Source organism: Ectobacillus antri (assembly GCF_003852715.1).
Lineage (GTDB): Bacteria > Bacillota > Bacilli > Bacillales > Bacillaceae_G > Ectobacillus > Ectobacillus antri.
Window position 1 is genome coordinate 1 of sequence record NZ_RIAV01000038.1, and the last position, 11,071, is coordinate 11,071.

Annotated in this window: 15 protein-coding genes and 2 pseudogenes; 4 read left to right on the forward strand and 13 right to left on the reverse strand. The window is 43.6% G+C overall.

Annotated features, from left to right (window positions below; translation table 11 throughout):
* The 4 genes from EEJ45_RS17280 to EEJ45_RS17295 form a co-directional block, all read right to left on the reverse strand.
* Positions 1–228 (reverse strand): helix-turn-helix domain-containing protein (locus EEJ45_RS17280; RefSeq protein ID WP_164464328.1); only part of this gene is annotated, 228 nt, incomplete at its 3' end.
* A 1-nt stretch (position 229) separates the two neighbouring features.
* On the reverse strand, positions 230–634 hold the full coding sequence (tnpA, locus tag EEJ45_RS17285; RefSeq protein WP_124566001.1) for an IS200/IS605 family transposase: 405 nt from the start codon (positions 632–634) through the stop codon (positions 230–232).
* Positions 635–827: 193 nt separating this feature from the next.
* Complete coding sequence (locus EEJ45_RS17290) at positions 828–1,262, reverse strand: GNAT family N-acetyltransferase (RefSeq protein ID WP_124566002.1); 435 nt, start codon at positions 1,260–1,262, stop codon at positions 828–830.
* 17 nt (positions 1,263–1,279) lie between these two features.
* A complete protein-coding gene (locus EEJ45_RS17295; RefSeq protein ID WP_124566003.1) occupies positions 1,280–2,041 on the reverse strand; it encodes an NUDIX domain-containing protein in 762 nt (253 codons plus the stop codon).
* An 81-nt stretch (positions 2,042–2,122) separates the two neighbouring features.
* On the opposite strand from EEJ45_RS17295, the pseudogene EEJ45_RS17300 reads away from it, so the two are divergent.
* Positions 2,123–2,395, forward strand: a pseudogene (locus tag EEJ45_RS17300) (bifunctional 2',3'-cyclic-nucleotide 2'-phosphodiesterase/3'-nucleotidase); the annotation flags it as partial.
* A gap of 56 nt (positions 2,396–2,451) precedes the next feature.
* Here the strand turns inward: EEJ45_RS17300 and EEJ45_RS17305 are convergent.
* Entirely contained in the window at positions 2,452–2,967 is a 516-nt protein-coding gene (locus tag EEJ45_RS17305) for a ferritin (RefSeq protein ID WP_124566004.1), read from the reverse strand.
* A gap of 259 nt (positions 2,968–3,226) precedes the next feature.
* On the reverse strand, positions 3,227–3,382 hold the full coding sequence (locus tag EEJ45_RS18530; RefSeq protein ID WP_164464329.1) for a hypothetical protein: 156 nt from the start codon (positions 3,380–3,382) through the stop codon (positions 3,227–3,229).
* Between the two features lie 158 nt (positions 3,383–3,540).
* Between EEJ45_RS18530 and EEJ45_RS17310 the strand changes: the two genes are divergently transcribed.
* Positions 3,541–4,236 carry a DUF421 domain-containing protein gene (locus EEJ45_RS17310; protein ID WP_164464331.1) on the forward strand — a complete coding sequence of 232 codons (696 nt, stop codon included), beginning with the start codon at positions 3,541–3,543 and terminating at the stop codon, positions 4,234–4,236.
* A 161-nt stretch (positions 4,237–4,397) separates the two neighbouring features.
* Here EEJ45_RS17310 and EEJ45_RS17315 read toward each other — a convergent pair whose 3' ends face one another.
* Both EEJ45_RS17315 and EEJ45_RS17320 read right to left on the reverse strand, forming a co-directional pair.
* Positions 4,398–5,372 (reverse strand): ring-cleaving dioxygenase, encoded by a 975-nt coding sequence (locus EEJ45_RS17315; RefSeq protein ID WP_124566006.1) that lies wholly within the window; start codon positions 5,370–5,372, stop codon positions 4,398–4,400.
* Positions 5,373–5,385: 13 nt separating this feature from the next.
* Positions 5,386–5,829 carry a MarR family winged helix-turn-helix transcriptional regulator gene (locus EEJ45_RS17320; protein ID WP_124566007.1) on the reverse strand — a complete coding sequence of 148 codons (444 nt, stop codon included), beginning with the start codon at positions 5,827–5,829 and terminating at the stop codon, positions 5,386–5,388.
* A 106-nt stretch (positions 5,830–5,935) separates the two neighbouring features.
* Between EEJ45_RS17320 and EEJ45_RS17325 the strand changes: the two are divergent.
* Positions 5,936–6,312, forward strand: a pseudogene (locus EEJ45_RS17325) (low temperature requirement protein A); the annotation flags it as partial.
* Between the two features lie 340 nt (positions 6,313–6,652).
* Here the strand turns inward: EEJ45_RS17325 and EEJ45_RS17330 are convergent.
* The 3 genes from EEJ45_RS17330 to EEJ45_RS17340 all read right to left on the reverse strand — a co-directional run bounded on the left by EEJ45_RS17330 (position 6,653) and on the right by EEJ45_RS17340 (position 8,396).
* Positions 6,653–7,150, reverse strand: a complete 498-nt coding sequence (locus EEJ45_RS17330; RefSeq protein WP_124566008.1) for a DinB family protein — start codon at positions 7,148–7,150, stop codon at positions 6,653–6,655.
* 85 nt (positions 7,151–7,235) lie between these two features.
* Positions 7,236–7,715, reverse strand: coding sequence for an NUDIX hydrolase (locus EEJ45_RS17335; RefSeq protein ID WP_281274474.1), 480 nt, complete (start codon positions 7,713–7,715; stop codon positions 7,236–7,238).
* Positions 7,716–7,730: 15 nt separating this feature from the next.
* Positions 7,731–8,396, reverse strand: a complete 666-nt coding sequence (locus tag EEJ45_RS17340) for a uridine kinase family protein (RefSeq protein WP_124566010.1) — start codon at positions 8,394–8,396, stop codon at positions 7,731–7,733.
* A gap of 121 nt (positions 8,397–8,517) precedes the next feature.
* On the opposite strand from EEJ45_RS17340, the gene EEJ45_RS17345 reads away from it, so the two are divergent.
* Positions 8,518–9,624, forward strand: coding sequence for a cell adhesion domain-containing protein (locus EEJ45_RS17345; RefSeq protein WP_124566011.1), 1,107 nt, complete (start codon positions 8,518–8,520; stop codon positions 9,622–9,624).
* A gap of 75 nt (positions 9,625–9,699) precedes the next feature.
* On the opposite strand, the gene EEJ45_RS17350 is transcribed toward EEJ45_RS17345, so the two are convergent.
* Together EEJ45_RS17350 and EEJ45_RS17355 are read right to left on the reverse strand one after the other, a co-directional pair.
* Complete coding sequence (locus EEJ45_RS17350; protein ID WP_124566012.1) at positions 9,700–10,443, reverse strand: hypothetical protein; 744 nt, start codon at positions 10,441–10,443, stop codon at positions 9,700–9,702.
* Positions 10,444–10,539: 96 nt separating this feature from the next.
* A complete protein-coding gene (locus tag EEJ45_RS17355) occupies positions 10,540–10,923 on the reverse strand; it encodes a sporulation protein (RefSeq protein WP_124566013.1) in 384 nt (127 codons plus the stop codon).
* Positions 10,924–11,071 lie beyond the last annotated feature (148 nt).

An 11,071-nucleotide genomic window follows, 5' to 3' on the forward strand; every position in this document is an offset into this window, starting at 1 on the left:
CTGTAAAGAAGTAGAATCTACCTCCTTCAGCCATACAAATTCCTTTTTGAGTTCTGTTAATTGCTTCGCGCAATCATTATATCCAAGAGATTTCTTGTCTGAAGCATAGATTTCTTTTCGTTTTGCTAAGAAGTGGTTAAACACAAATCGTGAAGAACCAATCGTTTTGTTAATGATTGTTGCTTGCTCTTGTTTTGGATACATACGAAATTGAAACGCTTTGTGCATATTAACCACCCCTTTCTTTTTGAGTTAAAACATACTGTTTGACTACTTCTAAAGTCACGCTTCCAACAGTGGCGACGAAATAGGAATTTGTCCAAAGTGAAGGAAGTCTTGATTTTAAATGAAGAAATTCAGTACGCAATATGCGAGATGAATACCCTTTTAATTGCTTTACAATTTTGTGTATGCCGTATTGCGGGTCACAAGAAATGAGAAGATGACAATGGTCTGGCATGATTTCCACTTCTAAAATATCGGCTTGTAGTCCATTTGCTTTTTCTACAAACAATTCTTTTAAACGAATATCAACAGGATTCACTAATACTTTTTTCCTGTACTTTGGGCAGAACACGACATGATATTTGCAATCAAATGTGATGTTAGAGTTGCTTTGAACAGTTCTACTCACTGCTATCACCTCTAACAACATAGCATCAAAAATATGTTATTTTTTATAGATTTATCTAACGAAAAGAGTGAAAATGTAGGATGGTTACATTGGCTGAAGCCAACGCCCATCCTAAGTACCTTTCATCCCCATAGCTGAAGCAAGGGGTTTTCTCGGCACTAATGATATAAGGTACCTCGCTTTTTCATACTTCTTACGCTCTCTCACCTTCTAATCGCTTCACCAAATAATAACGCTTATGCAGCTCTGTTGGATACCCATCTACAATCCCAATGACCTCATAGCCCTTGCGCTGATAAAAATCCGGTGCCTGAAAGCTGAACGTATCAAGCTGGATAAGTCGGCAGTTGTACTCGTTTGCTGCCTCCTCCATCTTTGCTAGCAGTTGCTTGCCATATCCTTTGCCGCGCAGAGATTCTTCTAGCCACAAAAAGTCAACATGCATACATTGCCAAAACATCGTCCCTGTAATACCGCCTACAATTTGATCCTGCTCATCTCGGAGCAAAAAGCTAATAGGCTTCATCGGATGATTTACTTCCTCAGGAAGCTGAGAAAGATTGTATTCAATTAACTTCGTGCGAATGTATTCCCTGTCTTCCTGCGTCCATTTTGCGGTAATTCGCATGTGATTTCTCCTCCTTGTTATTCCTGCTTCACATCAAACTGACTGACGAGCTCGTACGGACGAACTCGAAATGCTTCGTGCGGGATATAGTGGCCCGCTCTTGCATCACGCAGCCGTACCAAAAACTGCTCACGCGTAATCAGCTTCTCTGCTTCTTCCGGCTTGACAAACAATGCCTCAGACGTTTCCCCGACTGCCGCTCGTACCTCTCCCGATTCATACGCGCCGCGAAATACGACGCACACAACGCCGCTTGAAAGGTTTTGATAGATGCCCGTAATGCCGTGCAATCGCACCTGTACACCTGTTTCCTCCAGCACCTCACGATGAATCGCCGACTCCAGCGTTTCTCCTTCCCCTACTTGCCCGCCCGGCATCTCCATCGTATCAGCGCGGTGCAGATTCCGAACAAGCAACACTTCATCCGCTTCGTTCGTAATATAAGCGCTGACTGCGACGATATGCTGAGGCGGGCAATAGGTCGTGGCGGTGAAGAACTCTTGCCTGCTTTCGATATACAACGCGCCCAGCTCTTTGCGTTTTTCCTGCGCCTTTTTATGTAAATCACTGCTTTTAATGTTACGTTCAATCTCTTCATACTGCTTCTTATCACGATACGCCCACATTGCCACAATCTCATCCTGCGCCTCGTTTACCCAGCGCCCGATCAGCTTTGCACCGTGTTTGATTTGGTTCGGATATAGATAGGTGTGAAAAAAATCGTTAAAGTCGTTTAGCTTTTCAGGCTGAATGGTATACGTTTTTCTTCTATATATCATACAATCACCTCCTCTTTTCACACTATACCATAAATTACTTATTTTTTCCGAAAATTTAAAATCGATTTGACAATCCGCAGCGGGGGCGGCAATTTCCCAGGCGTGAAGGGCAGCGAGCTTGTGGTTGATTCAGCAGCTGAAAACCGTCAAATCCTGGTAGACTGTATCTCTGAAGTGAAGGAAATCACACCAACAGCGGATAACAACTGGTCCATTGCACCAATTAACAGCACAGTAAACGTTACATTTACCACATCTGCAAAGGCAGAAGAATACATCAAAGCCGGCAGCAACATCACCTTTACCAATGCTGGCTTTGGTATCTTTAAGCTGAATTTAGGCGACCCAAACTAAAAAAACGCTACAATAAGAAGAGGATAGATATCTGAGATATCCATCCTCTTTCTCCCTTATCCCCCAGCCGGAGCTGGCGCAGGCTGCCTTTTTCCTAATTCTTGATCTAACAGTAGCAGCGCTGCCGGATTGTTTTGCGCTAATTTTAAGCGGTCGACAATCGTTTGAGATTGCGCCTCTTCGTCCACCTGTTCCTTTAAAAACTCTTGAAGGATAATCAAGGTTTGTTGATCATTGTTCATTTTATTCACATAGTCATACGCTTGACGATAGGAATTGGTGACAAACTGTTCGTGCTCTAGCACCTTTTGAAATGTTTCTAACGGCGTGCCGTACTCGGTTGGCTGCGCTGGTACAGCCTTTAGTTCAACTGTTCCGCCGCGATTCACCAGGTAATCCATCAGCTTTAGCATATGCAGCCTTTCTTCCTCTGACTGCAACCGAAGCCATGTCCCCATCCCCTTAAAGTTTAACTTGTTCATATAGTTTGACATGGCTAAATACAAAGTGGATGATACATGTTCAATTTGAATAAGATTATTGACCAGCTGTTCCATTTGTTCATTAGGCATGATGTTCTCTCCCCCATTCAGTGCTCTCCTATCTATTCATACTCGTTTATGCACTTTTATAGTAGTAATTTTATACATTCTTATTTTTCGAATCGGTTCGGTTGTTTGTTTCCGTCACGTGGTTTCGCTTTCTGCGAGTCGTTAAGGTACTTTTTCATGGGTGTTTTTAGAGGTGAACACAAAGTACTAAAAGGCTTTTCATTTCTATACATGCAGTCATTTGATGCTATTATTGGTTTCATATATAGTGAATAGAACACTAGGCAAGACTTATTTGCATCAGTTGTAAAGCCTTTGTATCGATTCCGTTTTGAAAAAGGCGTGTTCCATTTCCTACAATAACAGGATTAATAATAAAATGTGACAATTGTGATGACCAGCCAGTTTCGTTTGACTTGCCTTCAATGCTTGTCATCTCACCTCTAACAAAGCGAGCTTTGCCGTTCGGAAAGTTTTATCGTTACATAATGAAGCGTCTCATTTGTCAATAATATAAAAGACAAGAACTTGTTCGTTTTGAAACTATTGACCAGGGTGTTTTTAGGGGTACTGCTTGATACGATAAATGCAAAAATGCTGATAAAGGGTGGAGTTCCTTTGTATAAAGATATGACTATTGAATTAATAGGCGGATTTCTTGCACTTTTAATCATGTTGAAGATTTTAGGAAAAATTCAATTCGCTCAAATTACTCCTTTTGACTTTATTACAGCGCTTGTTCTGGGAAATATTGTTGGAGATGCAGTATTTGAAAAAAACGTAGGATTGCGGGAAATAGTGTACAGTATTTTTGTTTGGGGGTTGCTGATTTATATCATCGAGTTTGTAACGTTAAAATCATACCCTCTTCGAAAGCTTCTTGAAGGAAAACCAACACTTCTTATTAATAAGGGAGAAATTGTTTATAAAGAGTTAAAGAAAAATAAATTAGATTTAAATCAACTCCAGCACTTATTACGGCTCCAAGGTTTTTTTTCTATATACGAAGCAGAGTATGTCATTTTAGAGGTGGACGGAAAAATCAGTGTAGCCCCGAAGTACGAATACAGTCCAGCTACAAAGCAGGATCTCCATCTGAAGCATCAAGATGTATTTCTTCCCATTGCACTGATAATGGATGGTGCGCTGATTCCTAATAATCTTGAAGAATCCGGTCATAGTGAAGCATGGCTTAAGCAACAACTCGCAAAAAAAGGAGTCAAACAGTATAAGGATGTCATGTATGCAGAATGGGAGAGAAATAAAGGACTACGACTGACAAAGTTTTAAATAACAGCTTCAAATCCTGTCGCATACGTCACAAGCCTGCAACATATTCGATAGGTCGAAGCTGTTACAGGCTTGTGATTTCTTACTCGTGTCACATATAAGTGGAGACAGCTGAAAATAGACAAGAAGCCGAGAAGTAGAACAGCAGAGATACGTTAGTCTTATTCCATTTTCGTATCTAGCGGCTTCAGCCAGCTCTCAATCTGCGCACGCTTTGGCTCTAAAAACGGCGGCAATGCAAGGGATTCCCCTAAAGAGTGGATGTCTTCATCTGTGTCAAATCCTGGGCCGTCCGTTGCTAATTCAAACAAAATCCCGTTTGGTTCTCTAAAATACAGGGAGTAAAAGTAAAAGCGATTTACAAACCCGGAGTTCGGATAGTTCGCTTGCCCAATGCGCCGGATCCATTGGCGCAGCTCCTCTTCATCCGCAACGCGGAAGGCGACGTGATGCACGCTGCCGCGGCCCGGACGTTCCACTGGCAGATCGTTTCGTTCCTCCACATGCACCTCAGCACCAGTACCGCCTTCACCCGTTTCAAATACTAAAATATCAGGCTGTCCTGCGGCGAAGGATGGATAGGCTCCTTTTTTACGGAAGCCCATCACTTCTGTAAGAAGGCCCGCAGTCGCTGCCGCATCGCGTACTGTCAGTATCACCGGTCCTAAACCGACAATACCGTACTCCGCTGGAACCGGACTTTTTTCCCAAGCGACACCACCTGGTACACCCGTATTGTTTTCATCAGACACAAGCAGCAGGCGTTGTCCTTCAAAGTCCTTAAACGCCAGCGTTTTGCGTCCTGCTCGCTCTTTAATCTCTTCGTGCGTCACACCAAACTCCGCAAAACGCTTTTTCCAATACACAAGCGCTTCATCGCTCGGAACACGCAGCGACACACCGGAAATACTGTTTGTTCCCTCATACATATTCCCAAGCATCGGAATTTCGAAAAACGTCAATTCCGTACCCGGATTTCCTTTTTCATCGCCGTAAAACAAATGATACACCGATGGATCATCCTGATTTACTGTTTTCTTTACCAAACGCAGTCCCATGACCTTTGTATAAAACGCAAAGTTCTCAGGTGCCTTTGCGGTTAATGCTGATACGTGATGAATGCCCTTAAATTCCATACAAATGTCCTCCTTATTTTTGCAGCTTCCCAAGCAAATGAAGCAGTTGTCTTCTTTCCTCTCGGTCTAATTTAGAGAATTGTGCTGCCTGAAATTGCTCCTGCACGGGAACTACGCTGTCAAACAACGCCTGCCCCTTCTCGGTCAAAGACAAATACTTCGTCTTCCACTCCTGCTCGCGCCGAATCAGGCCCATCTCCTCCATCCTGCTTAGCACCTGCGTCATATTTCCTTTTGTCACAAATAATTTGTCCGCCAACTCCTGCTGAGATAAACGCCTCGAAGAACCAACCTGCACCAGTACATCAAACTGCGCGGCAGTCAAATTCCACTTTTTCAGATGCTGATTTGACTCCCGAATGCTTTGGTTGTATAGTCTCGATAAACGAAACCATAGCATCAATCCTAAACGTTCTTCTTGCTTTGATAACAACGGCTTCTCTTGGTTATGCTTCATCCGATCACCTAATTCAGTTATAGTTACTTACAGTTTATAGATAAACTGACTTACGCTTTTAGTTTATATATAAACTGAAAATCTGTCAACAGAAAGGAAGAGCTTCATGGAAGAGAAAAAAGTCACCTGGCTTGAGCTGTTTTATGATTTGTTGTTTGTGGCAGCCGTTGCCACCGTCACTCATGTATTGCTGCACGTTAAAGCGAAGCAGATCCCATTTGATTACCTTTTCAAATTTGTGCTCATGTTCATCCCCATTTGGTGGTCCTGGACTGGTCAAACGATGTTTACCAACCGCTTCGGCCAGGGTCTTGTACATCATAGGTTGTTCATGATGATTCTGTGCTCGTGATGACTGCCAGTCTATTCGTTAATTTTGACAGCTATTATGTACCGTTTCTCATCGACTATATCGGTTTACGCGTAATGACCGCTGTACAATACCTGATGGCAAGCCGTACAGAAACAGCATACTCTCAAAAGCAATCACAAGCTTCTCTTTAGCTTATTCTACTAAAATAGCCGAAGCCTTCTCTTTATCGGCTTTCCAGCTTACCGTATCTACTTCTTTAGCTGTTCTATTGGTTATGAGTATCACATGGATTTTAAAAAAGTTTTTAAAATAGCTCGTTTACGCTCAATCCCTAAGTATGTTGTCAATAAAAAAAGACGCCTTCCTATATAAGAAAAGCGCTTTACTGTTCCACAATGAAATATGCAAAAAATTGCTCTGTAAATATGTTCTCGTTTATTTGTATAACACACTTCGCCCGTTTCATCATAGACAATGAAACGATCTGCACAACGTCAACACTGCTTTGCTTTAGGACCAATCAATGCCGCCCCAAGAGGACTGCAGCTTTCGGAGCAGAACAATTTGGCCGAGATGATACGTATCGTGCATCATGATATGGCTAAGCAAACGCTCAATCGAGTACCTGTTAGCTGCATACGGCACTTTTAACTTTTCATCGTCAAGGTCCGCAATGACCGTTTTTAATGTATTCATGACTTCATTAAGGCGCTCTACTGTCTGATTCCACCCAATTTCGTCTTCTGGATCGCCTGGATTTCCAAAGGTTTCTTCGTTATCTGCTGCCTGATGCGGATTCTCCGTGCCCTTAATTCGGTGAATTACATCCTCATTCCAAAATATCAAGTGGTTGACAATTTGCCAAATGGAATTGCTGATTCCCGAGCTTGTCCATGCTGCTTCAGCTGCGCTGACGCCATCAAGTGCCTGATTTATCGAGGCAAACCAATCATTCTGATGGTAATGCATATCTAGTTGCTCTAAAAATACGTTGGTTACAGCTTGCATACAACAAACCTCCTCACTGTTTTAAGTTAAACACAAAGCTAACGGTTTTGATATGGTGAATCTCCCTATCCCCATCGAGAGTCTTTTATAGGAGATACCTTTTTACCTTCCAACACTCAATCAGTTCTACACCTGAATGAAGTTCCCCTTTTTTTAGCCATTCAAATGCTTGTAGTACCAAAGGTGACGCGTTTTCCATGGATACCTCATGCGCTGTCACCCATAATGCTCCCAAGGAGTCTTGTCCTTCAAATTGGTTCGGACTTGTTAGGTGACCGCCCACTTTCTTAACTAAAAAGTACACACAAATATGATGTACCTGCGTAGAATCCCTCCAGTCAGATGACAGCATAAAGTCAACAACACCTAATTTCTTTACGATTTCTATCTCGAGGCCCGTTTCTTCAAGAAACTCTCTTTTTACCGCATCCGACAAACTCTTATACTCCTCTAGACTACCACCTGACAAGTCATAACGATGAATATAAGGTCCGCCATTTTTATGTATGACTACCATTTTCTCGTCTTCTAGGCACGATGAAAAATTTTTATATGATAATTCAATCTATCTTTCCCCTTGTCATATTTCATCACTGCCACCAGTAAAAAAGATATCTTTTTCTATGTATATCGTGTCGCCAACCGTTTTCACAACCACATCAAACACTTCGCTGTACGGATGCATAAACACCTCATATTGTATGCGGCGTTCCTGATGAGATCGTTGTAAATATGCCATATCGCTGCCCCGCTCCGTCACATCTCGCTTCAATCGTCTCATCAGCTCTGTGTCGCCGTCTGTGTAGAAATAAATTTTCAGGTCAAACAAAGCTGGAGTAAGAAATGCCATGCTCATGCCTTCCACAATCGTAATTCGCTTCTTGGCAGAAATGAGCTGACTTGGCAGGTAATGCGTATCAATCGTCATCCAATCTAAGCCGTCCCGCACCATCTGAACATCTCGTCCTAACGAAGGCACATGATGTGCACCCGGATGACAGGCCGTCATTTTATCACGATGCAGGTTTCCTTCATAGATATAGTCGATCATCGCTCGCTTGCGAATGTCCGAGCTTACGATATAGGGATCGGTATTGATATAGTTGACGTTCTCTCGTCCAAGCTGCTGAAGCAGCTGGGCGGCAAAGGTTGTTTTCCCCGCGGCGCCGTGGCCAGAGATGCCGATGATAATACGATCATTCGTTGTAGAAAGCCAGCTCGTAAGTTGTTTTATTAGTTTCTCCATATGAACTCCTCCCTTTTCTTACAGACATTACATCTATTTTACATCACTAAAAACATTGAATATTGAGAATTTACAGTCATAATAAATAGTGTAACACAAATTGAATGTGGAGAGTGATTTCTTGAAAAAAGCGCGCCATATTGTGATGAGTTTCCTTTTGTTGTTTGTGCTTGTGCCATTTGTTCCTTCGCCTGCCGCCGCTGCCTATGACGGACAAACACTGGATACGGGCATCTATTGGTTCGGCTCTGGCAATGTTTCGCAAAAATTTGTTGCCGGGCAAGCCAATAGCTACTTTAACCCAACCAAGCCGACCGTCATTTATATACACGGCTGGCAAAAAGACAGTACCCTCTCGTTACAACGAGAAACCTTTAATCCAAAACGAAATGATGCCACAAATGGTCCTGACGTCAATACGGTCGACTATTGGGTATCTAAGGGCTGGAATATCGGTATTTTCTATTGGAACCAGCTCGCTGATGAAGCCGAAGTAAAGGATGCCGAGGCAAAAATTTGGACAGCGACTGGACCGCAGGGGATGCGCTGGCGCAAAAAAGACGGTACATACAGCACAAGCGGCGCACCGACTGTGTCAGCGGCGCAAGTATTTGTGAATACGTATAAACAAGCGATGCAAGGCTTTAGCGGCAGTGAGGTTCGCTTGGCGGGGCATTCACTTGGCAGTCAAATGGTCACAAACAGCGCCAAGTTAATTAGCGACCAAGTCGATGCCGGAACCGTTCCGGCCAACCTAAGACCGAAGCGCGTCGCAATGCTTGACCCGTTTTGGTCGAAGGATGCGAAAAGCTATTTAGGCGGCAAATGGACCGGCGAGCTTTGCCGGGAATATGTAACCCACCTGAAAACAAAAGGTGTTGTCTTCGAGCAATACAAATCGAGCGGCATCACCGACCTTGGCATCGGTGACAGCAACACTGGCATGAATTTACTTACAGCATTCGCCGAGCTGAAGCCTTGGTATATTTCATCTCTCGACCAAGCCGGTAAGCACGGCGCAGCAAGAGACTGGTACTTCTACTCCATGGGATTTGCGGCCCCTGCTGAAACGAAAAGCGGCGCGGCTACCGGACTTTATGGACCTTCGGCAACCACATCCACGACGCGCATCCAAACGATGATGAACTCCAGTAATAGATGGTATCAAAATGCAGGGCAGTACACCGCAAGTCCTTCTGATGATCAGTTTGAAGTAACCGCACGTTAGAAAAAGAGTAAGGGCCTGCGGGTCCTTACTCTTGTTTGCAGAGGTTTATAGAATGAAGGAGAAATTTTGCGGGGATTAGTATTTGAAATCAGGATTGGTTTGTAAAAAATAGGCGTTTCGCACTTCGGCACTCCAGTTCGCAAACACTGATCTCCAAGGGATACTACTAAAAAACTCATCCACTGATTGATTGTCAGAATCCCACTCTATTAATGTATTGAGCGGCGGAATGCCTCCTAGCCATAGCCCGTTTGTTAAGTCAGTACCTGCTTCTCTTACTAGTAAAATCGGAATACCGCGTTGAAACGCCATGGCTGGTTCGATTTGCGCAAAGCTTGACCCTTGCCAGAATGGATCAGTAGATACTGGCGGTCCTACATTCGTATCGAGTACTTCTGTGTAATACCGGCGAAAGTTCAGTGCCAACATGCCATAGCTCGATGAAACAAGTCGACGGACATTGGTTAAAATACTTTCCGGATAGTTTTCTGTGATGGGGCCTGTACGGGGGAAAAGTAGCGCTCTTTCCATTTCCAGAATAAGACGATCTAAAAAGCTTTGTTGCTTCGCATTTAACGTGTTTGTTGTGCTGAGAAAAACAGGCAGACGAAAAGCACGGTCCACGCATTCCTCATGTTTTGACGCAGGTGTTTGCGATGTGCTTCCTCTTACAGCATCTTTAGGCTGCGACTGCTCTCTCTCTTTATAGCGCTTGTCTTCCTTATACCGATATTTATCTGTATACCTATCTCTGGACTTATATTTGTCTTCCCTAGACCGATATCGATCTTCTCGATAGTCATATTTATGACTGCTCATTGTTTCCCAACTCCTTTTTAATCAGTATATGTGGGAAACATTGGACAGCCTGGACCGATAACTAGCTTTTCAGATTTTTTATATACAAGCTTATGATTATACCGCAGGCTCCCCTATGATATGAATTCTTTTCCGCTCATAATCGTGCACCACACCATCCATCTCCATGTTCACCAGCAAATAGTAGGTCACATCCTCCTCAGCATGCGGCGGCAGCGTATACGCAAATGGAAAGCTACGCGCTTCCTTTGGCGCAATCTCAAATCCCTCTACCGGAATGGCTTCTGTTTTTATCGTTTTACCAAACTCCATCGCATCCGTCCCTTGTATCAGCGCCGCGGTGATACCATCAATGTGCTGCGCCACCGCTCCGCCCCGCACCACAAGTTCTCCGCGAATACTCTCGCCTGGCGCAAAGGTGTCCTTTTGCAGCTGCAGGGTCACCTCTGCCGCACCATGTCCTATATATAAGTGAATAATTTTTTCAGCCTCTGATGCCTAAAACCTTGCCTTCCTGTCTACACTGTTTACTAGAAAAGGCAGGGACAGGAGCTGGTAAAATGAAGCGGTTAAACATTACAAACTTTCATGGGTTAACGCCTTCTGAATTACGTTCATACGAGAAACA

Coding starts and splice junctions, on each gene's coding strand:
- EEJ45_RS17290 (WP_124566002.1), bottom strand. CDS start 1,262: ATGCGAATTACCGCAAAATGGACGCAGGAAGACAGGGAATACATTCGC.
- EEJ45_RS17295 (WP_124566003.1), bottom strand. CDS start 2,041: ATGATATATAGAAGAAAAACGTATACCATTCAGCCTGAAAAGCTAAAC.
- EEJ45_RS17305 (WP_124566004.1), bottom strand. CDS start 2,967: ATGCCTAATGAACAAATGGAACAGCTGGTCAATAATCTTATTCAAATT.
- EEJ45_RS18530 (WP_164464329.1), bottom strand. CDS start 3,382: ATGACAAGCATTGAAGGCAAGTCAAACGAAACTGGCTGGTCATCACAA.
- EEJ45_RS17310 (WP_164464331.1), top strand. CDS start 3,541: ATGCTGATAAAGGGTGGAGTTCCTTTGTATAAAGATATGACTATTGAA.
- EEJ45_RS17315 (WP_124566006.1), bottom strand. CDS start 5,372: ATGGAATTTAAGGGCATTCATCACGTATCAGCATTAACCGCAAAGGCA.
- EEJ45_RS17320 (WP_124566007.1), bottom strand. CDS start 5,829: ATGAAGCATAACCAAGAGAAGCCGTTGTTATCAAAGCAAGAAGAACGT.
- EEJ45_RS17330 (WP_124566008.1), bottom strand. CDS start 7,150: ATGCAAGCTGTAACCAACGTATTTTTAGAGCAACTAGATATGCATTAC.
- EEJ45_RS17340 (WP_124566010.1), bottom strand. CDS start 8,396: ATGGAGAAACTAATAAAACAACTTACGAGCTGGCTTTCTACAACGAAT.
- EEJ45_RS17350 (WP_124566012.1), bottom strand. CDS start 10,443: ATGAGCAGTCATAAATATGACTATCGAGAAGATCGATATCGGTCTAGG.